The 22,714-nt window shown below is 64.7% G+C and carries 26 protein-coding genes and 2 tRNA genes; 15 read left to right on the forward strand and 13 right to left on the reverse strand.

All coding sequences use genetic code 11. The annotated features are described in order from the left end of the window. Positions 1–64: 64 nt before the first annotated feature. Complete coding sequence (phoU, locus tag FDW83_RS16990) at positions 65–727, forward strand: phosphate signaling complex protein PhoU (RefSeq protein ID WP_138139265.1); 663 nt, start codon at positions 65–67, stop codon at positions 725–727. A 137-nt stretch (positions 728–864) separates the two neighbouring features. On the opposite strand, the gene FDW83_RS16995 is transcribed toward phoU, so the two are convergent. Next, entirely contained in the window at positions 865–1,611 is a 747-nt protein-coding gene (locus FDW83_RS16995) for a phosphoglyceromutase (RefSeq protein ID WP_138139266.1), read from the reverse strand. Positions 1,612–1,698: 87 nt separating this feature from the next. On the opposite strand from FDW83_RS16995, the gene FDW83_RS17000 reads away from it, so the two are divergent. Beyond that, positions 1,699–2,544, forward strand: a complete 846-nt coding sequence (locus tag FDW83_RS17000; RefSeq protein WP_171027599.1) for a class I SAM-dependent methyltransferase — start codon at positions 1,699–1,701, stop codon at positions 2,542–2,544. A gap of 54 nt (positions 2,545–2,598) precedes the next feature. Here FDW83_RS17000 and FDW83_RS17005 read toward each other — a convergent pair whose 3' ends face one another. Beyond that, on the reverse strand, positions 2,599–2,952 hold the full coding sequence (locus tag FDW83_RS17005) for a DUF2516 family protein (RefSeq protein ID WP_138139267.1): 354 nt from the start codon (positions 2,950–2,952) through the stop codon (positions 2,599–2,601). A 9-nt stretch (positions 2,953–2,961) separates the two neighbouring features. Further along, positions 2,962–4,152 carry a PLP-dependent aspartate aminotransferase family protein gene (locus FDW83_RS17010; RefSeq protein WP_138139268.1) on the reverse strand — a complete coding sequence of 397 codons (1,191 nt, stop codon included), beginning with the start codon at positions 4,150–4,152 and terminating at the stop codon, positions 2,962–2,964. 135 nt (positions 4,153–4,287) lie between these two features. Here FDW83_RS17010 and tmk point away from each other — a divergent pair, with 135 nt between their 5' ends. The 6 genes from tmk to FDW83_RS19780 all read left to right on the forward strand — a co-directional run bounded on the left by tmk (position 4,288) and on the right by FDW83_RS19780 (position 9,936). Then, entirely contained in the window at positions 4,288–4,986 is a 699-nt protein-coding gene (gene tmk, locus FDW83_RS17015; RefSeq protein WP_138139269.1) for a dTMP kinase, read from the forward strand. Continuing rightward, positions 4,983–6,146 carry a DNA polymerase III subunit delta' gene (locus FDW83_RS17020; RefSeq protein ID WP_138139270.1) on the forward strand — a complete coding sequence of 388 codons (1,164 nt, stop codon included), beginning with the start codon at positions 4,983–4,985 and terminating at the stop codon, positions 6,144–6,146. Before tmk ends, FDW83_RS17020 begins: the two co-directional genes overlap by 4 nt. After that, positions 6,143–7,708: an alpha/beta hydrolase gene (locus FDW83_RS17025; RefSeq protein WP_138139271.1), complete on the forward strand. Its 1,566-nt coding sequence runs from the start codon at positions 6,143–6,145 to the stop codon at positions 7,706–7,708. The genes FDW83_RS17020 and FDW83_RS17025 overlap by 4 nt, the downstream gene beginning before the upstream one ends. A 104-nt stretch (positions 7,709–7,812) precedes the next feature. Next, positions 7,813–7,885 (forward strand) — tRNA-Thr (locus tag FDW83_RS17030). Between the two features lie 960 nt (positions 7,886–8,845). Continuing rightward, complete coding sequence (locus tag FDW83_RS17035; protein ID WP_138139272.1) at positions 8,846–9,340, forward strand: HAD domain-containing protein; 495 nt, start codon at positions 8,846–8,848, stop codon at positions 9,338–9,340. Positions 9,341–9,603: 263 nt separating this feature from the next. Then, entirely contained in the window at positions 9,604–9,936 is a 333-nt protein-coding gene (locus FDW83_RS19780) for an alpha/beta hydrolase (RefSeq protein ID WP_138139273.1), read from the forward strand. Positions 9,937–10,111: 175 nt separating this feature from the next. On the opposite strand, the gene FDW83_RS17045 is transcribed toward FDW83_RS19780, so the two are convergent. Beyond that, on the reverse strand, positions 10,112–10,303 hold the full coding sequence (locus FDW83_RS17045) for a hypothetical protein (protein ID WP_205754694.1): 192 nt from the start codon (positions 10,301–10,303) through the stop codon (positions 10,112–10,114). 206 nt (positions 10,304–10,509) lie between these two features. Here FDW83_RS17045 and FDW83_RS17050 point away from each other — a divergent pair, with 206 nt between their 5' ends. The 3 genes from FDW83_RS17050 to FDW83_RS17060 all read left to right on the forward strand — a co-directional run bounded on the left by FDW83_RS17050 (position 10,510) and on the right by FDW83_RS17060 (position 12,209). Then, positions 10,510–10,707 carry a hypothetical protein gene (locus tag FDW83_RS17050; RefSeq protein WP_138139274.1) on the forward strand — a complete coding sequence of 66 codons (198 nt, stop codon included), beginning with the start codon at positions 10,510–10,512 and terminating at the stop codon, positions 10,705–10,707. Positions 10,708–11,236: 529 nt separating this feature from the next. Further along, the gene (locus tag FDW83_RS17055; RefSeq protein ID WP_240721033.1) at positions 11,237–11,812 is read left to right on the forward strand and encodes a hypothetical protein; all 576 of its coding nucleotides are present in this window, start codon (positions 11,237–11,239) and stop codon (positions 11,810–11,812) included. Positions 11,813–11,966: 154 nt separating this feature from the next. Further along, complete coding sequence (locus FDW83_RS17060) at positions 11,967–12,209, forward strand: hypothetical protein (protein ID WP_138139275.1); 243 nt, start codon at positions 11,967–11,969, stop codon at positions 12,207–12,209. A gap of 22 nt (positions 12,210–12,231) precedes the next feature. On the opposite strand, the gene FDW83_RS17065 is transcribed toward FDW83_RS17060, so the two are convergent. Further along, a complete protein-coding gene (locus tag FDW83_RS17065; RefSeq protein ID WP_138139276.1) occupies positions 12,232–13,284 on the reverse strand; it encodes a DUF808 domain-containing protein in 1,053 nt (350 codons plus the stop codon). 136 nt (positions 13,285–13,420) lie between these two features. Next, a complete protein-coding gene (locus FDW83_RS19235) occupies positions 13,421–13,570 on the reverse strand; it encodes a hypothetical protein (RefSeq protein WP_171027600.1) in 150 nt (49 codons plus the stop codon). A 73-nt stretch (positions 13,571–13,643) separates the two neighbouring features. On the opposite strand from FDW83_RS19235, the gene FDW83_RS17070 reads away from it, so the two are divergent. Further along, entirely contained in the window at positions 13,644–14,597 is a 954-nt protein-coding gene (locus FDW83_RS17070; RefSeq protein ID WP_138139277.1) for a hypothetical protein, read from the forward strand. 38 nt (positions 14,598–14,635) lie between these two features. Continuing rightward, entirely contained in the window at positions 14,636–14,821 is a 186-nt protein-coding gene (locus tag FDW83_RS17075) for a hypothetical protein (protein ID WP_138139278.1), read from the forward strand. A 120-nt stretch (positions 14,822–14,941) separates the two neighbouring features. On the opposite strand, the gene FDW83_RS17080 is transcribed toward FDW83_RS17075, so the two are convergent. From FDW83_RS17080 to FDW83_RS17110, 7 genes are all read right to left on the reverse strand, one after another. Next, the gene (locus FDW83_RS17080; protein WP_138139279.1) at positions 14,942–15,787 is read right to left on the reverse strand and encodes an aldo/keto reductase; all 846 of its coding nucleotides are present in this window, start codon (positions 15,785–15,787) and stop codon (positions 14,942–14,944) included. A 107-nt stretch (positions 15,788–15,894) separates the two neighbouring features. Further along, positions 15,895–16,344, reverse strand: a complete 450-nt coding sequence (locus tag FDW83_RS17085; RefSeq protein ID WP_138139280.1) for a hypothetical protein — start codon at positions 16,342–16,344, stop codon at positions 15,895–15,897. A 7-nt stretch (positions 16,345–16,351) separates the two neighbouring features. Further along, entirely contained in the window at positions 16,352–16,981 is a 630-nt protein-coding gene (locus FDW83_RS17090) for a bacterial proteasome activator family protein (RefSeq protein WP_138139281.1), read from the reverse strand. A 79-nt stretch (positions 16,982–17,060) separates the two neighbouring features. Beyond that, the gene (locus tag FDW83_RS17095; protein ID WP_138139282.1) at positions 17,061–17,264 is read right to left on the reverse strand and encodes a YbdD/YjiX family protein; all 204 of its coding nucleotides are present in this window, start codon (positions 17,262–17,264) and stop codon (positions 17,061–17,063) included. After that, a complete protein-coding gene (locus FDW83_RS17100) occupies positions 17,264–19,564 on the reverse strand; it encodes a carbon starvation CstA family protein (RefSeq protein ID WP_138139283.1) in 2,301 nt (766 codons plus the stop codon). The genes FDW83_RS17095 and FDW83_RS17100 overlap by 1 nt, the downstream gene beginning before the upstream one ends. 146 nt (positions 19,565–19,710) lie before the next feature. Further along, a complete protein-coding gene (locus FDW83_RS17105) occupies positions 19,711–20,319 on the reverse strand; it encodes a PadR family transcriptional regulator (protein ID WP_138139284.1) in 609 nt (202 codons plus the stop codon). Between the two features lie 19 nt (positions 20,320–20,338). Continuing rightward, complete coding sequence (locus FDW83_RS17110; RefSeq protein ID WP_138139285.1) at positions 20,339–21,322, reverse strand: NAD(P)H-quinone oxidoreductase; 984 nt, start codon at positions 21,320–21,322, stop codon at positions 20,339–20,341. 107 nt (positions 21,323–21,429) lie between these two features. Between FDW83_RS17110 and FDW83_RS17115 the strand changes: the two genes are divergently transcribed. Next, a tRNA-Ser gene (locus tag FDW83_RS17115) sits at positions 21,430–21,517 on the forward strand. A 144-nt stretch (positions 21,518–21,661) separates the two neighbouring features. Then, on the forward strand, positions 21,662–22,453 hold the full coding sequence (locus FDW83_RS17120) for a VOC family protein (RefSeq protein ID WP_138139286.1): 792 nt from the start codon (positions 21,662–21,664) through the stop codon (positions 22,451–22,453). The last annotated feature ends 261 nt before the right edge of the window (positions 22,454–22,714 follow it).

Here is a 22,714-nt window from a genome sequence, read left to right on the forward strand (position 1 = left end):
GCGGGCGACATGATTCCTGCTGCCATGGTGCGGACCGGCAGGAGTTCAAAGGAAAGGACGCCTAGTGCGTAAGGTTTTTCAGGAAGAGCTCACCCACGTTGGTGAAGAGCTGGTGCAGATCTCCCGGCTGGTCAGCGAAGCAATGGACAAGGCCACCACTTCCTTCGAAATGGCAGACGTGGACCTCGCACAGGACGTGATTGCGGCCGATGCGCGGATCGACTTCCTGCAGAACAGCCTGGATGAACGGGCCATCGACATTCTTGCCCTGCAGGGCCCGGTGGCCAGCGACCTGCGCATGATCGTCGGTTCGCTGCGCATGAGCGCGTCCCTGGAACGCATGGGCGACCTTGCCCGGCACATCGCCCAGCTGGCCCGGCTCCGGTTCCCGTCGACCGTTATTCCAGCTTCCATGACGGAGACCTTCAAGCAGATGGCCGAGCTGGACAAGGTGATCGCGGACAAGGTGACCGTGCTGCTGGAAACCAGGGACCTGGAAGTCGCCCGCGACATCCTCAAGGCGAACAGCGCCATCAACGACCTGCATCTGAGCGTCTTCAAGGCCATCGCAGCGCCGGAATGGGCCGAGTCCCCGGCCACCACCGTGGACGTTGCCCTGGCCAGCCGCTACTTCGAGCGTTTCGCGGACCATGGCGTCTCCGTCGCCCAGAAGGTCACCTACCTCGTCACAGGGGCGTGGCAGCCGAACGGCATCGAACACAGCTAACCGCAAGGAGTTTTTGTCCAGATACGCCGACCTCCACTGCCGGGAAACCTGCATATGTGGACAAAAATTCCGGCGGAACGTACGACGGCGGGCTGGTCACTTGAGGTGACCAGCCCGCCGTCGTACGCGTTAGCGCCTTACTTCTTGCCCTGGTTGGCGACCGCCAGGATGGCGTGCTCGGCGGCCTCGGGGTCGAGGTAGGTGCCGCCCGGCTTGACCGGCTGGAAGTCCTCGTCCAGATCGTAGACCAGCGGGATGCCGGTGGGGATGTTCAGGCTGGCAATGGCTTCGTCGCTGATGCCGTCCAGGTGCTTGACCAGCGCGCGGAGGGAGTTGCCGTGGGCGGTGACAAGGACGGTCTTGCCGGCCTTCAGGTCTTCCTTGATGTCCGACTCCCAGTACGGCAGTAGGCGGACCAGCACATCCTTGAGGCATTCCGTGCGCGGAAGGGCATCGCCGAGGCCGGCGTAGCGCGGGTCATGGGCCTGGGAGAATTCGGAACTGTCATCCAGGGGCGGCGGCGGGGTGTCGTAGGAGCGGCGCCATTCCATGAACTGTTCCTCGCCGTATTCGGCCAGGGTCTGTGCCTTGTCCTTGCCCTGCAGCGCACCGTAGTGGCGTTCGTTCAGGCGCCAGTCGCGCTTGACCGGGATCCAGCCGCGGTCGGCCTTGTCCAAAGCGATGTTGGCCGTGTTGATGGCCCGCTTCAACAGGGAGGTGTAAAGCACGTCCGGCAAAACGTTGTTCTCTACCAGGAGCTCACCGCCCCGTGCTGCTTCCTCACGGCCCTGCTCGTTCAGGTCAACGTCCACCCATCCGGTGAACAGGTTCTTGGCGTTCCATTCGCTGTGGCCATGGCGCAGCAGAATCAGCTTGTAAGTCATGATTTTCATCCTAGCCGAGCGCTGTTGCCGCCCGCCCAGCGTTACAGACCGGGGCCCGTTCCGCTGCCACGGGGATAAAGTGGGGCGGTGGTGCAAAAGGCTGAACGGGTGACCGCCCCGCAGATCACCGGCAGGAACCCTGCAGGCAGGCAGGGCAGGCCGGTGGGAAACGTTACCCGTGGGACCACGAATCCCAACCGCATGCGCCGGCTGGACCGCTGGCTTACCGGGCCGCAGGCCTGGCGCCTCCGCGCCGCCGCCGACCCGCTGGTGGTGGACCTGGGCTATGGGGCCACCCCGGCAACCGCCGTCGAACTTTCTGAACGGCTGTCCGCCGTCCGTCCGGATGTCCGGGTTTGCGGCATCGAGATCGAGCCCGAACGCGTGCGCGCCGCCCTTCCCCTGCAGCGGCCGGGCCTCAGCTTCCACGTGGGCGGGTTCGAGCTGCCCGTTCCCGGCCGGCCAGTCCTGGTGCGGGCCTTCAACGTGCTGCGGCAGTACGAGGAGGCCGACGTGGCGGGGATCTGGCGGCTGGTTCAGGACCGCCTGGCGCCTGACGGGCTGTTCATCGACGGCACGTGCGACGAGATCGGCCGGCGGGTGGCCTGGTTGGCACTCGACGCCAAGCGTCCCCTGTCGCTGAGCGTCTCGGTACGCTTCGGCAGCTTTGCACTACCTTCTGACGTTGCGGAGCGGCTGCCGAAGGCGTTGATCCACCGCAATGTTCCCGGCGAGCGGGTGCACACGTTTATGCAGGCAATGGACCGCGCCTGGCTGGAAGCTGCACCCTTGGCGTCGTTCGGCAACCGGCAGCGCTGGCAGGGCATGTGCCGGGCTTTGCGCGACGCCGGCTGGCCGCTTCAGGACGGACCCGCCCGGTGGCGGCTCGGGGAGCTGACCGTGGACTGGGAGGCCGTAGCGCCGCTGGCTTAGGAGGTACGACGGCGGGTTCCCCTGAGCGCTTGCAAGCCCGGGGGAGCATCGTGGTCACCAGGGGCCGTACGGCCCCATGTTGCGGCTGCCGCCGCGGCCGGCGTCCTTGACTGCGGGACGCACGTCGGCGAGGTAGACAGACGCGGCAACCACCGCGGCAAGTCCGAACAGGCCCAGCGTGCCGAAGAAGCCGCCGCCGCTGCTGAACAGCGAGATGACGCCGACCAGCGCGGCACCGCCCGTCAGCGCCAGCCAGAAGGTTTTGGTCCTCTTGCCCGTGGCCTCAAAAGCGTTGGCCCGGTGGCGCGCACAGTCCGCCACGGCCCACAGCTCAAGGCCCAGAGCCACGATGGCAAGGATAAAGAACACTGCCTGTTCAACAGGCCGAATAATTAGTTCAGCGTCCACAGACCAAGCCTAGCCTCCCAGCGTGTCCAGCGCCTGCTTGAGGTCCGCCCAAAGGTCTTCGACGTTTTCGATGCCGACACTCAGGCGGACCAGGTTCTCCGGCACGCTCACCGGTTCCGCGGCGTGCCGGCGCCGGCGTTCGATCAGGGACTCAACTCCCCCGAGCGATGTGGCAGGCAGCCACAGCTGAAGGGCCCGGACCAGCTCGTCTGCAGCGCCGGCGCCGTCCAGCCCGCCGACGGGTGCCACCTGGATGCAGATGATGGACCCGAATCCGTTCATCTGCGCCTTGGCACGCTCATGCCCGGGGTCCGTGGCCAACCCCGGGAACCGGATCGACTGGATGGCGGGGTGCGGGCTGAGCCGCCCCGCCAGGACCGCGGCTGACTGCTGCGACCGTTCCACCCGAAGAGCAAGCGTCCGGAGGCCCCGCAGGGCGAGCCATGCTTCGAAGGGGCCGGCAATGCCGCCATGGATCGTCCTGTTATGCAGCAGTGCGGAGCGGATGTCCGGGTTGGAGGTGACCAGGGCACCGAGCACGACGTCGGAATGGCCGGCAAGGTACTTGGTCACCGAGTGCAGGACGACGTCGGAACCCAGGGCCAGCGGCTGCTGCACCAGGGGCGTGGAAAAAGTATTGTCCGTGACCACGATGGCGCCGGCGTCGTGCGCCGCGGCGGTCAGGGCAGGGACGTCGGCGATGCCGAGCATGGGATTGGTGGGGCTTTCCAGCCACAGCATGGAAGCAGCGCGCCTGCCGGGACCGGCTGGCGCAAGCGCCGCCTTCACGGCATCTGTATCCGCGATATCCACCGTGCGGAGTTGGACAAACTCCTTCCGGGCCAGTTCCGAGGCCATCACCAGGGTGCCCGAATAGCTGTGGGTGGGCATGACCAGCACTCCCCCGGCGGGAATCAGCGACAGGGCAGAGCTGACCGCAGCCAGGCCGGACGCGTAGAGAAGGCCGGGCAGTTCAGCGCCCTCCAGTTGGCCAATTGCTTCTTCGAAGGGATCCCAGGTTGGGTTGGAGTACCGGCCGTAGCCCCGGTCGCCGGTATCGAGCGCGCCCGTGCCGAAGTAGGTGGAGGAGAGGACGACCGGCGGGTTAACGGGCTGGTCCCGTTCCCGCGGCGGGCGTCCGGCTGCAACCACAACCGTTTCTGCTGACAACCCGGCCGCCTGCTGATCAGAAAGACTCATGGTGAAAGCGTACTGGTCCCGCCGGCGACTGCCGGTACGGGGCAAACGCGGACCGGGGGCCGTCCACATAGGGGGCCGTCCACATATACATCTCCCCGATCGGGATCCCGGCTTCCGAATCGGTAGGGTTAAGGGGTGAGTAAACAGGGGCCCGGACTTTTCATCGCGTTTGAGGGCGGCGATGGCGCCGGCAAGTCGACGCAGGCAGCCCGGCTTGGAGACACGCTTGAGGCCCGGGGATTCACCGTACTTCGGACGCGTGAGCCCGGCGGCACCCCGATTGGCGAGAAGCTGCGCTCCCTGGTTCTGGACCACGGCCACGGGCATATCGATGCCCGGACCGAAGCGCTGATCTTTGCCGCCTCCCGTGCGGCACATGCTGCCCAGGTGATCCGGCCGGCGCTGGAGCGGGGGGACATCGTCCTGACCGACCGCTATATCGATTCCTCTGTCGCCTACCAGGGCGCCGGGCGCGGCCTTGGAGAGGACGCGGTCCGGTCCCTGAACGAGTGGGCCACCTCCAGTCTGCAGCCCCACCTCACCGTCCTGCTGGATGTGGACCCGGCCGTGGGCCGCCAGCGGCGGACTGCCGGCGATGCCGCCGAAGACCGGCTGGAATCAGAGACAGACGAGTTCCACGGCAGGATTCGGGATGCATTCCTGGAACTGGCTGCGGCGCGCCCCGATTCCTACCTCGTATTGCCCGCACACTTGCCGGTTGAAAGTTTGGCCGCACAGATTCTCGGCCGGGTGGATTCGCTCCTTGCCGCGCAGGAGACGGAATCGGTGGGGGCCGTTCCTTCCGTTGGTGCCTCCGGCGGCGGCAACGCATGACTGTGTGGGATGACCTGCAGGGCCAGCCCGCCGTCGTCGAACAACTGCGCCTGGCATCCAGGGGTGAAGGCCTGACGCACGCGTGGCTGTTCACCGGGCCGCCGGGTTCTGGGCGGTCCAACGCGGCCAAGGCCTTTGCGGCGGCGTTGAACTGCGACCAGGAAGACGTGAACCTGCGCGGCTGCGGCCACTGCCAGGCGTGCCGGACCATCCTGGGCGAAACCCACTCGGACGTGACGTTCGTACGGACCGAGAAAGTCACCATCACCATCGACGAGGCCCGGGAGCTTGTGGCAACGGCCGGAAATCGGCCTTCATCCGCCCGCTGGCGGATTATTGTGGTCGAAGACGCCGACCGGATGGCCGAGCGGACCACCAACGTGCTCCTGAAGGCGATCGAGGAGCCGACGCCGCGGACTGTGTGGATGCTGTGCGCCCCCTCCCCCGCAGACGTGCTGGTCACCATCCGTTCACGGTGCCGCACTGTGGCGCTGCGGCTGCCTCCCGCCGCGGATGTCGCCGCCCTCCTGGTGAAGCGCGACGGCGTGGACCCGGCTCTGGCGGAGCAGGCCGCCCGGGCGGCGCAAAGCCATGTCGGGATAGCCCGCCGCCTGGCCAGGGATGCTGCTGCACGCGAACGCCGCCTCGAGACCGTGAAATTCCCGTTGGGGCTCCGCGGCGTCACTGCGGCCGTGATGATGGCGGACAAACTCGTAAAAATTGCTACTGCCGAGGCCGCCAGCTCGAACGAGGAGCGCGACGCAGCCGAGAAAGCCGCGCTGCTTGCCACGCTGGGCGCGCCGGAACCAGGCACCCTCCCCCCGGCCATGCGGAGCCAGGTGAAGCAGCTGGAGGAAGACCAGAAGCGCCGGGCAAAGCGTTCCATCACCGATTCCCTCGACCGCACCCTCACGGACCTGCTTTCGTTCTACCGGGACGTCCTTATTATCCAGCTTGGGAATGCCGTGGAGCTGGTGAACGTTGAGTTGAGGGGCGAACTGGAGGAGTTCGCCAGGCGTTCCACTCCGGAAGCCACTCTTGCCCGGATGGACGCCATCAACAAAGCCCGCGAACGAATCACCACCACCAACGTTGCCCCGCTGTTGGCCATTGAGTCCATGGCAGCCAGCCTGATCCAGCCTTCCAAGGAGACCCGATGACTGCCCGTCCCCTGCCCGCACGCCCCCGGTCCTTCACGGTCGGTGTCCGTGCCGCCGGCGCCATGGTTCTGGCCATGGTCCTGGCCTCGTGCAGCCTCCTCAACGGCGGGAACTCCAACCAGGAGACGGCCACGGCCAAGGCGGATCCGTCCATCGTGGCGTCAGCCCCTGCCAATCTGGAACGGTTCTACTCGCAGGAAGTGGTCTGGGAGCCATGCGAGAGCCAGTTCCAGTGCGCCAAGGTGACAGTGCCCATGGACTATGAGGTTCCCGACGGCGAAACTATCGAGATTGCCGCGCTGCGGGCGCCCAGCACGGGCACCAGGACCGGCAGCCTGTTGGTCAACCCCGGCGGTCCCGGAGCATCCGGCTACGACTTCGTAAAGGACGCAGCGGCAACGCACTTTTCGCAGTCCGTCCGTGACGCCTACGACCTGGTAGGCTTCGATCCCCGCGGCGTGAAGCGTTCAGCTCCCGTCACCTGCCTGAGCGATGCGGAGCGGGACGAGGCCAGGGCAAAGATCTACGACCTGGGAACGGATGCCGGGCTGGCAGCCGCGCGGGCTGACAACAAGGCGATCGCTGACCAGTGTGCCGAAAAAACCGGGGAAGTCCTGGGTCACATCGACACGGAGAGCGCCGCCAGGGACCTGGATGTCCTGCGCGCCGTGGTCAACGACACCAAGCTGAACTACCTTGGCTACTCCTACGGCACTTTCCTCGGCTCTACGTACGCGTCCCTGTTCCCCGACAATGTGGGACGCATGGTCCTGGACGGCGCCCTGGATCCCTCCATCAGCAACGAGGAACTGACCAGCGGCCAGGCCCGTGCTTTCGAGAAAGCCATCAGGACATACGTCGCCAGCTGCCAGCAGCAGGAAAACTGCCCGCTCAGCGGCGATGTCGATTCCGGAGTCCAGCAGATCCGTGACCTCATTGCAGCGGTCCAGGAAACACCGCGCACAGCCAAGGACGGACGTCTGGTCAACGCCACCATGTTCGTGAGCGGCCTTATCACGCCGCTCTACAACGACCAGAGCTGGCCGGCCCTGACCCAGGCGCTGGACGCTGCCATGGCGGGCGATGTCAGCCTCATGCTGCGCCTGGCGGACCTTGGCGCTGATCGTGCGTCCAACGGCTCCTACACATCCAACTCGACGTTTGCCTTCAACGCCATCAACTGCCTGGACTATCCGATGGAGTCCGACCCGGCAGGGATGCGGGCGGAGCAGCAGCGCCTGATGCAGGAATCGCCCACACTTGGCTACTTCTTCGCCTATGGCGGCACCAGCTGCTCCGACTGGCCCTACAAGAACGTCCGGACGCCCGCGCCGGTCGAGTACACCGGCGAGTCCCCCATCGTCGTTATTGGCACCACCGGCGACCCCGCCACTCCCGTTGAATGGGCTGCGTCCCTGCGGAAGCAGTTGGGAAATGCCACCCTGATGACCTGGGAAGGCGAGGGGCACACCGCCTACGGACGTTCCAACAGCTGCCTTGAGGATCCGGTGGACCGGTACCTGCTGAACGGCGAAGTTCCCGCCGACAACACGGTGTGTTGAACGCCTCAACTGCAGGAGTGCTGCTCATTTTGACCCGGGCGCCGGGACTCTATTACAGTTGACTCTTGCATGAGGCGCCCGGTCGGCCGGGGAATTCATGCGGCGCTTCCTTAGCTCAGTCGGTAGAGCGTTTCACTCGTAATGAAAAGGTCATCAGTTCGATTCTGATAGGAAGCTCGGGATAAACCCCGGACAGCCCCTGAATCCAGGGGTTTCCGGGGTTTTTCGCTGGTTAAGCGGTGAAGTCTCCTTGGGGGCAGGGCACACTTATGGCACACTTTGTCGCTCCGTCCAAAGCGCTTGCGTGGGTGATGAGATTCTAGTCCCGCCTCATAGCTCCCCTGCCGTGGCTCGCACGTGGATAAGGTCCAGGCCTGGGACAACAAATCACTGGCAATGACCGAGGGCAATTCGAGGTTACAACGGCCACGGGAAGCGTCTATCTGGTCTCGCTTTTTGAGGAACACAAAATCACGCGCCTGCCGGTAGCCACCCTTCCGGCAGAAGGTTCCAAGCCGTAGCTTCATCGCAGTTGCGCCGTGACGGTGAGGAACTGGAGCTACTTATGCTCGTGGTCTGCCAAGTTGGAGCGCCAGCACAATTCTGGGTTCAGATTCGCACGGTGTCTCGACGCTCAGGACTACGTCTCTGGCCGTCTGTATGAGGCTGTTTAGCTAGGGTGGAGGCCCTGCGACAGCAGAGTTTATGTTCAGGGTCTTGTGGTCGTAGAAGCTGAGCCGCTCGGCCGATCCGCATGATCTGGTTGGACCGCTCCTCGTGCTCTAGGACGATCATCCCCCCGGCGCAGTGCATTGACCTCCCTGTCGTCTCCCCGGCGCCGTCCTCGCTGCGATAATTTAGGGCCTTGTGGCGATGGAAGGAACCGCCGCCATGCAGGTGGTTGCCGATTCCCTGGGCGCGGTCAGGGTCTAGGAGGGCAAGCTAATCGGTGCGGAACGGGCACGCGCCGCAGGGCTGCTTGAAATTAAAGGCGGTGACGGGTGAAGTGGCCCATGGGTCCTATGTGTGCGGAGCACGCCTTTACCTGCCTCAGTTCGCACCTGCGCTGGAAGCCTCCACCGCGCTGATCATGAAGGGGCGCTGTCGCCCGGCGAAGAGAGGGGCTAGGGTCTGGTCATGAAGCCAATCATTCTTCTTGACGTCAACGGCGTGCTCAACCCGCAGCTGGATTCTGATGGTCAATCCGATAATGCTGGTCCTCACCTGTCGGACTTGAAGCGTGCCCTGGTGCGTCGGCTCGCCACCAAGGGAAGGATTGCATGGGTATCGACATCACCTTCAGACATTCTGGACAGCCTTGAAGCGCAACTGGAACTTGAAGCGAAGCCCCTGCGGGTTCCGATAGAGCCAGAACCGGGCGATGATGACCAGCAGACGCCAAAGCTTGGCTCGATAACAAGATGGTTGGGCAGCATGGATGCAGAGGGCCAGTCGGACTGGGACGGCGTTGTGTGGATCGACGACCAACTCGGTCCTGACGTGCACGACTGGGCCCATCATTACGTCCACCCAGTCCTACTGGAGAAACCGCACCCGGACGAGGGCCTGACCGAAGCTCATGTCGTGGCGGTGCAGGTCTTCATCAACAGTGAGGACCGTGACCCGGACTAGGGACGGCGAACCTGATTCAGCAGTGAGTTAGGAGCGCCCATCCGGTCTTCCGCGTGATTCCTGGCCGCCTCGGCCTGGGGGAAAATGCCGCCGCCTGCGAGATAACCCTTTAGAGTCTTTGCCTGTGAACGTAAGAGCCAGCAACGTCTCGGTTCGCTCAGTCCAGCGTGTCGTCATCGTTCATGGATACGAGTCCTCCCCGGACGCGAACTGGTTCCCCTGGCTTCAGGGTGAACTTCAAGCGAAAGGCGTAGACGTCACGGTTGTTCCCCCCTGACCCTGACGATCCCGAACCGACAGCGTGGGAGAAGGCTGTAAGTGCAGCGCTTGGAGTACCGGACGCGGGAACCGTAATGCTCGTCCACTCCCTCGGTGCGATCACCGCATTACGGGTCCTGGCAGCCCTCCCGGAGCCGTGTCAGCTAGGCGGCCTTGTCCTGGTAGCCGGCTTCGTTGAGCCGCTCGATGCATTGCCGCAACTGGATCGATACCTCTCAGCGGGTGTGGACGTTGAACGCCTGGCAGGAAACATCCGAAAGCGGACAGCGTTCCGCTCCGGAAACGGACCCGTATGTGCCGCCAACAGCGTCGGATGACCTCGCAGACCCCTGAGTGCACAGTTGCTGGTCCATCCGGAAGCCGGACACTTTATGGCCGAAGACGGGGTGACAACCTTTCCCGCGGTGCTTGACCTTGTTCGATCCCAGTAGCCCTTGAGTGCCGGATCAAGGGGTGGAAGCCCATTCACAAGAACATCGTGATCGCCACACCTTAAGCTGATCCTGTCCGGGCCTGGCGGGTACTTAGCCCCGCTGCTGGCGGCCGCGCCCGGATGACCTCTGCTATGCCGGCCAGGGCCAGCGGGAACGACGCAACGGCGGCCAGGTGCCGCGTCAGTCCGTAGGGGTCGTCCAGCGCTGCCCAGCCAACGAGGAGTCCGGGCAGCCCGGCACAGACGCTCACCCAAGCAATCGGCCTTGTGTGAGCCATTCCAATTCTGAAGGCACCTAATTCAGAAGGATTATGGGCCGGAGTGGGATTTTGTTGCCAACGGCATACAAAGCGGTGCCCTCCATACGATGGTTCAACCCCGCTCGCTATTCCGCAATGAAGAACAGTGCCACGAAGAGCCTGTACTTGGGCCGCCCGGGACGGAATGGACAGAAACCGTGTGTAGAGACGTTCCTGTCTACACCGGCTACCAGGCCCCAGAGTTCGACTTTTGGGTAGAAGCCGGAAAAGTCATATCAGGAATGTTCATCGACATGGTCGAGGCCGCAGCTGCTGGTCTGATACTGATTCTCTTCGCCCTCATGTTCATGGGCGAGGAAGCTCCGGCCAAGAAGCGCAAAAAGATTTTCTGGTAGCAGGCTTATCGAGCACTGCTGAATAGTCCTCCGCACACATATGCCCCTGAAGCACCGTATCCCAGCTCTGACGGCCCTTTTACGAGCTTATCGACGGAAACGGATACCGACGGACGCTTTCGACCGCAATGGCACCTTCCACGGCACCGCCACGGAGATGGCCACCTACGCGCAGTCCCTCATCCACAACGGCACCTCCAGCTGGAGGACTACATTGACGACCTCAAGCACCCTGCCAAGCGCCTGACCCCTTTACCGGAGGCTGGTCCGGCTGCGAATCCGTTATCAACGCCCTGCGGCACCATACTTCACACCCTTTTCTGGGAGCCTTCCTTCCGCGGCGGGAAGCCCACCTTCACCTTCAGCCCCACAAGGTGGTCCATGCCCTGGTTAGCGGGTTTCCGGGGGTCTTCGCTGGTTAAGCGGCAGGCACTGAATAAGGGCAGGGCACACTTTGAGCATCCACTTTGAACCTGCAATTCGGCCTCTGGCGATTGTTTTGGCCCGTGCCGTTGCCCAGTATGGAAACGTGGGAACGGAAAACCGGCGGCACTGGCCCTCACGTGCCCTGTGCCTGCTCATCCCCCTTGCCGGGACGTCCGGGTGCGTCTATGACTACCCTGAGACCGCGGACACGGTAACAGCCCGGCCTGCGGACAGCGCAGCAGCCGGGCGAACTACTGGCCCGGAATCGAAACCGTCTCCCGCACGCCCTTACGACGATCTGCGGATCCTGGCCCGGGAGGCTGAGAACTACGCTGAGCTGGACCGACTCCTGAATACAGTGCCGGGCCCGGCCCTCCTCACGGAGGTAGGGCCGCTGGACGGACCCCTCAGGGGGTTCGGCACGATGGAGAAGGTGCAGGCGGCCGGCGACTACACGGTCACCGCCGCCTGCGTTGGTGCTTCCGGTGCGACGGTATCCGTTGGACAGGAATTTCCGGGCGCCCCCTTCCAGCCGGTGGAGCTTGCCCTGGATTGCTCCGGGACCACTTCGCAGGTCATTTCACTTCAGCAGGGGTACGTTTTCGCGCATCTGCGGTTGCCCGGCCCGGGAGATACCCCGTGGACAGGGGCGGTAGGCGGCGTCCGCGTGACCCGATGAAACGCGGCGCCCGGACCCGAACCGTTTTGTCACGTTTGGACAGCAGGGCCGATTCGCCAGCCGCATAATCATGAATGGGTAACGGGTTCAGGCTTGTCATTACGTGTTAGTAACCCCTGGGGCCACGGGCTCTGCCCTGTCCCTACACTTAGCCATGGACACGATTCCTGCGATGATCCTGATTTTCGGTGCCGCCCTTGTGTGGATCGGTCTGACGGTCTTTGCGGTCCTGCGGTTGCGCCGCCGCTGGAACGGCTCCTCGCTGGTGGCGTCGGCGCCTGCAAAGGCTGCAACCGGACCAAACCGTTTCCACGGCCCTTGGCGCCGCCAGGGACGGCTGACGGGACAGGCTCGCCGCCGTCATCGCAGGCTGCGGCTTAGGAGGGTCCGCGGGTGAAGACCGGCATCCCGCCGGCTCCTTACTCGCTTTGCGGGCGGGAATGCCGCTGGGCGGAGTCCGCCCCGGGTGCGGCCGGGCGGTGACCCGCCACTGCCGCGCGTGCGTCGCCTTCTTCGTGCCCACCCTTTTTCTTGCCGAACGGCAGCACCTTCAGCAGCGGACCAACAATTGCCATGATGACAAGGCCCCACACCATACCCACGATGGCGGAGCACAATGTGTTGACGAGCCACGCCAGGAAGCCGCCCACCACCGCGATGCCGGCAAATGGATGCTCGAGGGCATGTACCAGGTCATACGGGCCGTGCCAACCGAGGTCGTAGGCTCCCTGCAGCATGATGTGGCCGCCTACCCACAGCATGGCGATGGTTCCGACGAGGGTTATTGCGGCCAGGACGGCAGGCATCCCCTTCACGAGCATCTCGCCTATGCGCTTCGAGCGTGCGGATTCCCTGGCTGCGAGATGCAGGCCGAAATCGTCCATTTTGACGATGAGTGCGACGGCGCCGTACACCGCCACCGTGATGACAAGAGCAACGACAACCAATATGAGGGCACGGGCCCACAGGTTCTCCTGGGCCACCTCATTCATCGAGATGACCATAATCTCGCAGGAGAGGATGAAGTCCGTGGTGATGGCACCCTTGACGACCTTCGACTCCGCCGCCGGACCCCGCTCGACTGCGGGGGCCTCATCCTCGTGCGCGTGGTGGCCGCCGCGGAGCTTGTGCCATACCTTCTCGGCGCCTTCGTAGCAGAGATAAGTGCCGCCCAGCATAAGGATGAACGGAATGGCCCATGGCGCGAATGCACTCACAAGCAGCAGGGCCGGCAGGATGATCAGCAGCTTGTTGCGCAGGGAGCCCCAAAAGATCCGCTTGATCATCGGCACTTCGCGGGATGGATCCACTCCGGAGACGTACTGCGGCGTAACGGCGGCGTCGTCAATCACCACACCTGCGGCTTTGGCCCCCGCCTTCGCGGCACCGGCGGCGACATCATCTACGGAGGCCGCGGCTATACGGGCGAGGGCTGCGACGTCGTCCAGCAGCGCGACCAGACCGCCGCTCACTGCTCACTCCCGCACTGTTCGAGGATTGACTGCTGGGCACGGAGACCATTGCTTAAGCACGTGATGGGCATGCTCAGATTATACGAGCAGCCCTGCGGCAAGGTGGGAGGGCGCCCCAGGAGCGTCCGGCGTCAACCTAGTCGCTTGAGTCCCCGGAACCGATCGGTTGGCCGCCGACGACGGCGTCCAACCCCAGCGGCCGGAAGGCCTCACCGGCGAGGGCTTCAACCTCCTGCAGGCGTTGCACGTCCTTGCCCCTGCCGCTCCTAATCACGGCTTCAGTCAAACACGGCTTGGTAGCGGCAGCACCGGCTTGGGGCGGAAGGGAGCGTCCGCCCTTCCCGCCTATGATGGCGGACATGGACGAGCAGGCCCTGGCAGACATCGCAAACGGGCTGTATGCCGTGCCCCTTGAGGACTTCGTAACGGCCAGGACAGCGGCGGCAAAGGAAGCTGCCGGGCAGGACAAGGAGCTGGGTACGGCCGTGAAGGCCCTGCCCAAGCCCTCCGTGGCGGCCTGGGCAGTCAACATGCTCGCCCTGCACCAGCCGGACGTCCTTGCCGGCCTTGCGGACCTCGGTGCCCGGATGCGTGACGCACAGGCGTCACTTGATGCCCCTGCCCTCCGCGAGCTGGGACGGGAGCGCCGCGCCATGCTGTCCGCCGCCGTCGACACTGTCCGTACAGTTGTCCAGGAAAAGGGCAGGGCCATCAGCGACACCATTGCAAACGATGTGGAGGAGACTCTCCGGGCCCTGACGGCCGATGAAGGGGCGGCAGCGGCTGTCCGCAGCGGGCGCCTCCTGAAAACGCTGTCGGCGGACGGGGTGAGCGCCGCCGACCTGGAGGGAGCCGTAGCAGTTCCCGCCGCTCCCCCGGCGCGGACGCCTGCACCAGCACGGGAGAAGAAGCAGCGTACGACGACGGCGCGCACCTCCCAGCCCAAGGCAGCCAAGCCACGGCTCGAGGCAGTCAGGCAGGCGCCGCCCCGTCCTGTCTCACTGCCGGCCCTTGAAAAGGCCAAAACGGCCCTGGCGGAAGCGCAGGAGGAAGAAGCGCGGACCAGCGGCCTCGCGCAGGAACTGCAGGAACAGGTGGACGAAACGCAAAGCGAGATCGCCGCCCTGGTTGAGGAAACAGCAGAACTCCGGAACCGGTTGAAGAGCGCGGAAGAGCAACTGGACCGGGCGCGGAAAAGGCTGGCAGCGACGGCCGCCGAGGCGAAACAGGCGGCCCGGGCAGCCGACAAAGCGGGCCGGACAGCCATGCTTGCCCAGGAGAGGGTCCTGCGGCTGGGCAACACGCGGGGCTGATTGCGGAAATTGTCAGAGCCCGGTTGCAGACTGGATTTATGGAAAACAAGACGGTACAGGAATTTCACGTCACGTACTTCGATGCCGACTGCGGCCGGTCCCGGGCGGAGGTCTTCGACACTATGGCCGAGGCCCAGCGGTTCGCCAGCAGGCACTGCCACGGTGAGGACAGCTGGGTTGTCATCGACGCCGTTACGGCGGAACCGGCCCGGATCGCTGCCTGACCCCGTGCGATGGCCGCTTTGGCCGACCCCCGGCGGCTTAAATGACGGAACCCGCACTGCCTGGAAACCAGGGAGTACGGGCTCCGCGTCCGCTTATTCGGGCAGACGGCTTCGCTTAGCTTAGGCGAAGTCGGAAATTGCGGGGTCAGCCCCGATGCGGCCTTCACCGCTGGCAGTGCGGTCCAGCGCATGGATCGCTTCGATGTCCTCGGCGTCCAGGGACACCTCCAGCGCCGCGAAGTTCTCGCGGATCCGCGACTCGGTCACGGACTTGGGGATCACAACGTTGTTGATGGCAAGGTGCCAGGCGATGATGACCTGCGCGGGGGTCGCCTGGTGCTTCGCGGCAATGCGCGCCACCGCGGAGTCCTCGAGGAGTTCGCCGCCCTGGCCCAGGGGTGACCAGGCCTGGGTAAGGATGCCCTTTGAGGCACCGAATTCGCGCAGTTCGCGCTGGCTGAAGTACGGGTGCAGTTCAATCTGGTGGATGGCGGGAACCACACCGGTCTCGTCGATCAGGCGCTGCAGGCCTTCAACGGTGAAGTTCGAAACACCAATGGACTTCACCCGGCCGCGCTTTTGAAGCTCGATCAGCGCCTTCCAGGTATCCACATACTTGTCCTGCTTGGGCTGCATCCAGTGGATCAGGTACAGGTCCAGCGTCTCGAGGCCAAGCCGGTCCATGGACTCTTCGAAGGCTGCCAACGTGGACTCGTAGCCCTGGTCCGCGTTCCACAGCTTGGTAGTGATGAAGATTTCTTCACGCGAAAGCCCGGAACTGGCGATGGCACGTCCCACGCCGGCCTCATTACCGTAGATCTTGGCGGTGTCGATATGGCGGAAGCCGGCTTCAAAGGCCTGGCGGACCACTTTCTCCGCCACGTTGTCCTCAACCTGCCACACTCCGTAGCCAAGCTGGGGAATCGTATTTCCGTCATTGAACGTCAGTGAAGGTGAAAAAGTCATTCCTTCATCCTGCCAAATGCCTGGACCGGCCAAAGGCATAAAGCGCCGGTGTCAGCCAGGCGCGTAACGCCAAAAATTCCCGCGTTAATGGGAATAAACCAGCGGGGTCAGGATGCAGCCTCGTGCAGGTGCCGCTCGGCGTCGGCCACTTGATGGAACACGGCCTCGGCGCGGCGCCGCACGGAGGCCGCTCCTACCGGCACAGGCCCGACGGCGAGCCGCAGCATCGCGGCCGCTTCGGCCGTGGCGGCCAGGGAGTTACCGGCCTTGGACAGCGCGCGGTGGACCCCTGACAAGGCGGCCGGGATGTCCATACCCTCACTGGGCGAGCGCCTTTGGGCTTCCACGCAGACGGCCCTCACGCGTTCGAGGAGCAGTGCAAGGTCATTGGCAATCTCCACCAGCTCCTCGTACAGCTGGTCATCCTCCACGCCTTCCAGCACCTGGTGGAAGCGGTCCAGTCCCCGATGGAAGCGGTCGTGGGCGCGCCGCCACAGCCCCTTCCCCAGTTCCGCATCATCCTTGCGCCCCTGCCTGGCGGCGCTGAAAAAGCCCAAGCGAAGCCTACAAATACTGTCCGGGACCGTGGTCCGGGTCGTCGCGCCGGCCCGGCTGCACGGGGGCTCCGGGCCGGGGACCGGCTGACGCGCGCTGCGGCTCGCCGTTCTCCCCGATTACCACGCCGGGAGCGATCATTGTGCCAGGCGGGAGCTGGCGCAGCTGCTGCTGCGCCGCCGCATGCTCACGTGCCGCATGCTGGGCAGCGATAGCGGTCTGGATCCCGTGGAACAGGCCCTCAAGCCAGCCCACCAGCTGTGCCTGCGCAATACGCAACTCCGCGTCGGAGGGGGTGGCTTCATCCGAGAATGGCAGGCTGATCCGGTCCAGTTCCTCCACGAGCTCCGGAGCCAGGCCGTCTTCCAGCTCCTTGATCGAGCGCTCGTGGATTTCAGCCAGCCTGCCCCGCGCGGCATCATCCAGCGGGGCGGACTTCACCTCTTCCAGGAGCTGCCGGATCATGGTGCCGATCCGCATCACCTTGGCTGGTTCGTCCACCAGGTCCTGCAGGTTGCTGCCCTTCTTGGCACCGTCCACAGGGGACGGCTGCGCAGGCACGGGCGCCTGGCTGTCATCGATGGGAGTGCCTTCTACCGGAAGGTCCTCAGCTGCCTGAGTGGGGTTCGGATCGCTCATGCGTTCATACTCTCATGAGCGATCCGCCCGGGGTCCACTCGATGAACCTCCCTGACGCGCTTGTCCGCTGCAGGCAAAATCAGCAGCACCGTCCCTGCGGGTTGCTGTCCTGCCGGTCGGTCCGGTCACGCCAGAACTCCCGTTCGGTCATCGGCGGTTCCCGGTGCCCGGCCTGGCGGTGGTGCTCCAGATACTTGGTGTACGCGTCGGCACCCAGGACCCCGCCCAGGTACCGTGCGAAGCCCTTGAACCCGGTGGAGAGGGCTGCAAGTCCGGTGCTCATCAGTGGTGCCCTGCCCGCTCGAACCGGAGGTCGGCAGGGACCTTCTCCCATTCAGCCAGCAGCTGGCGCTCGGCGGGTGTCGGGACCAGCCCGGACGGAGCGAAGACCCGGGACGGCCGTGCCGGATCCTCGGTGTCCGTTATGGCTGTGCCTGCCGCCCGGCTGCGGAACGCCTTCACCGTGGCGAGCACCGCCGTCGCAATGACGATGATGCTCAGGACCACGAAGATCACGGACAGCCAGCCCTGGATGGCGGTGTTGCGTACCACGGCTTCCATGGCGGTCACGGTCCTGGCCGTGCCGAATTCGGTCTTGCCCTCGGCCAGGGCTTTGCTGAACGCGGCGTTGTTGGCGAAGTACCCCACGGCGGGCACCGGGGAGAAGATCTTCTGGTAGCTGGCGGTGATGGTGACCACCGCGGCGAACGCCAGCGGCAGCGCGACGATCCACAGGTACTTGAAGGTCCCGCGCTTGGCCACGATTGCCAGGCACACAGACAGGGCGATGGCCGCGAGGAGCTGGTTGGCGATGCCGAACAGCGGGAACAGGGTGTTGATGCCGCCCAGCGGGTCAGTGACGCCCATCAGCAGCACCGCGCCCCACGCGGCGACCATGATAGCCGTGCAAATCCACGCACCGGGCCGCCAGGAGTGTTCCTTGAACTTGGGGACGAAGTTGCCAATTGAGTCCTGCAGCATGAACCGGGCCACGCGGGTGCCGGCATCCACTGCGGTGAGGATGAACAGGGCCTCGAACATGATGGCGAAGTGGTACCAGAACGCCATCATGGCGGTCCCGCCGATGAACTGCTGCATGATGTGGGCCAAGCCAAGGGCGAGGGTGGGGGCGCCGCCGGTGCGGGACACAACGCTTTCCTCACCCACGTTCTCCGCGGTCTGCGACAGCAGGTCCGGGCTGATGTTCACGCCGGTCAGGCCCAGGCTGTTCACCCACGTGGCAGCAGTTTCCACCGTGCCGCCGGTCAGCGCGGCCGGCGCGTTCATCGCGAAGTAGAGTCCGCGGTCGATGGAGATCGCGGCGACCAGCGCCATGATGGCCACGAAAGATTCCATCAGCATGCCGCCGTAGCCGATGAAGCGGGTCTGGCGTTCCTTCTCCACGAGCTTGGGCGTGGTGCCGGAGGAAATCAGGGCATGGAAACCGGACAAGGCGCCGCAGGCGATGGTGACGAACAGGAACGGGAACAGCGCGCCGGGGAACACCGGCCCGTTCTCCCGGCTGGCGAACTCGCTGAACGCCGGAACGCTGATCTCCGGGCGGACGGCGATGATGGCCACAGCCAGCATCACGATCACGCCGATCTTCATGAACGTGGACAGGTAGTCGCGCGGGGCCAGGAGCAGCCACACCGGCAGGATGGCCGCGATGAAGCCGTAGATGATGATGCCCCAGGCGATGGTCACCCGGTCAAGGGTGAAGATGTCCGCGCCCCACGGGGTTTCGGCCACGATGCCGCCGCCGATGATGGCTGCCATCAGCAGCACAAAGCCGATGATGGACACTTCCATGACCTTGCCGGGGCGCAGGTAGCGCAGGTAGATGCCCATAAACAAGGCGATGGGGATGGTCATGCCAACGGAGAACACGCCCCACGGGCTTTCACCCAGGGCATTGACGACGACGAGCGCCAGGATGGCGACGATGATCACCATGATCAGGAGCGTGGCTATCAGGGCGGCGGTGCCGCCAACAACGCCGAACTCCTCGCGGGCCATCTGCCCGAGCGATCGGCCGCCGCGCCGCATGGAGAAGAACATCACCAGGTAGTCCTGCACCGCACCGGCCAGGACGACGCCGACGATGATCCAGATAGTGCCGGGCAGGTAGCCCATCTGCGCCGCGAGCACCGGACCCACGAGCGGACCGGCCCCGGCGATGGCCGCGAAGTGATGGCCGAACAGGACGTTCCGGTCAGTCCGGACGTAGTCCTTGCCGTCCGCCTTGTACTCGGCGGGAGTGGCCCTGCGGTCATCGGGTTTGGTGATGTACCGTTCAATCACTTTGGAGTAGAACCGGTAAGCGATCAGGTACGTGCACACCGAGGCAAACACGAACCACATCGCGTTGACGGTCTCCCCGCGGATCACCGCGAGCATGAACCACGCAACGCCGCCCAGCAGCGCGATCGCACCCCAGAGGGCGATCTTTCCGGGCGTCCACTTCCTCTCCTCTGCCTCCCGGACGTCTTCGTCCACGGCTGCAGGGGGAAGGACCGGATCTGTGGCCACAGCACCCTCCCTCCGGGATGAACCATTCCGACGTTCAGGCGTTTCGGCCATGTCTCCTCCTTGAGATGGGTGCGAGTCTCCCCCTTACCAAGGCACCTTACCAACGCCGGATACCAATGGGGATGCGTTTTGCCGCCCACCTATCGGCGCTGCGGTGAACGGCAGGCCGGCAGCGCCGAGCGACGCCGTCCGGCTGCTCACCTGCGGCTGTCCGCGTTGAGGGGTGCGGCGGCTTCCGGAACCCCGTTGACCGTCTTGCGGGCCGGGTTTGTCCCGGCCGGCTGGGCCTGCTGGACCATCCTGGCCTCGCAGAGGTCCAGCCAGCGGACTTCCGCTTCTGTCTGGAAGATGAGTGAGTCGAGGACCAGCAGCCAGGCGGTGTCGCCGCTGCGCTGGCCGGCGGCAGTATCGCGGCGGGCCTTCGTATAGTCCTGCAATGCCTTGATGGAAGCCACACGCTGGGCCTGGATAGCCGCCTGCACGTCGACTCCCGGCAGGGTGACGGCGAGCGCCAGCTTGATGGCCAGCTCATTCCGGGGCGGGTTGTTGCGTTCCACGGGTGCGGCGAACCATCCCTGCACCTCGGCTTGGCCTTTATCGGTGATGCTGTAGATGACGTGGCCCTCGCCGTCGTCACCCTTCCTGGCCACCAGCCCGTCCCGCTCCAGCCTGTCAAGTGTGGTGTACACCTGGCCGATATTCAACGGCCAGGTTGACCCTGTCCGGTTCTCGAACTCGACCCGCAGCTGGTAACCGTAGCGCGGCTGGTCCTGGAGCAGGGCGAGGAGGCTGTGGCGGATGGACATGCTGCTCCTTTGGTCTGTGTTACATGAGCAGGAGGATCTTGCCCACGTGGTCTCCGCTGTCGAAGTACCGGTGCGCGGCCTGGACCTGGTCCAGCGGGAAGGTCTTGGCGACCAGGGGGCGGATGCGTCCGTCGCTGACCATCGGCCATACGGCGTCCCGGACCGCATTCATGATGGCGCCCTTTTCCTCCACCGGGCGCGGCCGCAGCGCGGTGGCCACCACCGCGGCCCGCTTTTTGAGGAGCTGTCCCAGATCCAGCTCGCCCTTGGTACCGCCCTGCAACCCGATGACCACCAGCCGCCCGTAGTCAGCCAGCGCGTCCACGTTCTGCGACAGGTACTTGGCGCCGACGACGTCGAGGATCACGTCCGCGCCAAGTCCGCCGTTTTGCCGGCGAAGGCTCTCGGCAAAGTCCTCCTCCGTGTAGTTAATGGCGATATCTGCCCCAAGGAAGGCTTTTGCTGTGCTGACTTTCTCATCCGTGCCGGCGGTGGCGGCCACCTTGGCGCCATAGGCCTTGGCGAGCTGGATGGCCATGGTGCCGATGCCGCCCGTAGCGCCGTGGATCAACACCGTCTCACCCGGCTGCAGCTGGGCTGTCATGATCAGGTTGGAGTAAACCGTAGCGGACACCTCGGGGAGCGAAGCCGCCGTCACCAGGTCCACGCCTTCCGGGACCCGCAGCACCTGCTCGGCCGGCACCGCCACTTGCTGGGCGTATCCGCCGCCGGCAAGGAGCGCCACTACCTTGTCGCCAAGCGAAAAAGCCTTGCTTACTCCCGGGCCAAAGCCGGCGATCCGGCCGGACACCTCCAGCCCCGGGATGTCGGAGGCACCGGCGGGCGGCGGGTAGAAGCCACGCCGCTGCTGCACATCCGCGCGGTTCAGGCCCGCGGCCACGACGTCGATCAGCACCTCGCCGGGACCGGGCACCGGCACCTCGGCCTCGCGGACCTCCAGGACCTCCGGGCCGCCCGGTTCCGAAATGTAGACGGCTTTCATGGACCACTCCCGTTCCTGACTGAATACTGCCTGCAACCAGTGTGCCCCGTACGTGCCCGGGGCCCTGTTTTGTTGCAGGCAAGTGCCTATGAAACACTACTAGTTGAGGAAGGTTGTCCGAGCGGCCGAAGGAGCTGGTCTTGAAAACCAGTGTGCGGTAACCCCGTACCAAGAGTTCGAATCTCTTACCTTCCGCGCAGAAATCCCCTGTCCGCCTGCTGGCCGGCAGGGGATTTTCCGCATGCCGGCACCTCTTGAAAGTGTCAGACCCTCTCAATATGGTCGGGGTGTTCCATCCCGAAGGCCACAGCCTGCCGCGCATACCAAGAGGAGAGAGCCATGCCCAGCCCTGTACCCACCCCCGGCGCACCCTGCTGGATCGACCTGATGACTACGGACGTTGCCGCAGCCCGGCGCTTCTACGGCGAACTCTTCGGCTGGGACTACGGGACCGACGACGAGGAAAAGTACGGCGGCTATGTGACCGCCCGGAAGAACGGCAAGCAGGTTGCAGGGCTTTTGCAAAAGGACGACACCCAGGTTGGAGTGCCGGATGCCTGGTCAACATACCTTCGGGTGGACGACGCTTCGGCCACCTTGAAGGCGGTGGAAACCCACGGCGGGCAGGTCCACATGCCGCCTACGGATGTCCCGGAGCAGGGGCACATGGCTATTTTCGGCGACGCCACCGGCGCGGTCGTCGGCGTCTGGCAACCCCGGGAAATGCTGGGCTACGAACTCGTCGGGGAGCCGGGAACTGCCGCATGGCACGAACTCCACGCCAAGGACTACGCCGCGGCCGTCAAGTTTTACCAGGATGTATTCGGCTGGGAGACCGAGGTTATGAGCAATGCCCCCGACTTCCGCTACACGACAATGGGCTCAGGCATGACTGCCCAGGCCGGAATCATGGACGCCTCAGGCTACCTGCCCGCCGGAATCCCTTCGCACTGGCAGGTCTACTTTGCGGTGGAGGACACGGACGCCACCGTGGAACGGGCCACAGCCCTGGGTGCAACGCTGCAGGACGGCCCCTCCGACAGCGACTTCGGGAAGGTGGCCCAGCTGGCGGATCCCACCGGCGCAGTCTTCAGGGTTATTGCAGGACCGGCGGCCGAACAAACCACCTGAACCGCCCCAGGTGCCGCAGCAGCCGCACCGGAAAAATTTCTGACTACCGGCCGTAGCTCAAAGCTACCGGCCGGTATTCTTTGTGATGACCGGCATATTTTTAGGGTCTGCATGCCGGCCATCTCCATCAACAGCGTCACCGGAACCGGGCTACGGGGGCTCCAGGCCGGTGGGCAGCACGTTCCGCTGGGGAGCGTCCCGCCGAATGCATGCACTAGCCACCTTGCGTTCATTCAGCGCTGTTGTGATGTGCCGGAACAC

The organism is Pseudarthrobacter sp. NamE2 (genome assembly GCF_005796205.1).
Taxonomy (GTDB): domain Bacteria; phylum Actinomycetota; class Actinomycetes; order Actinomycetales; family Micrococcaceae; genus Arthrobacter.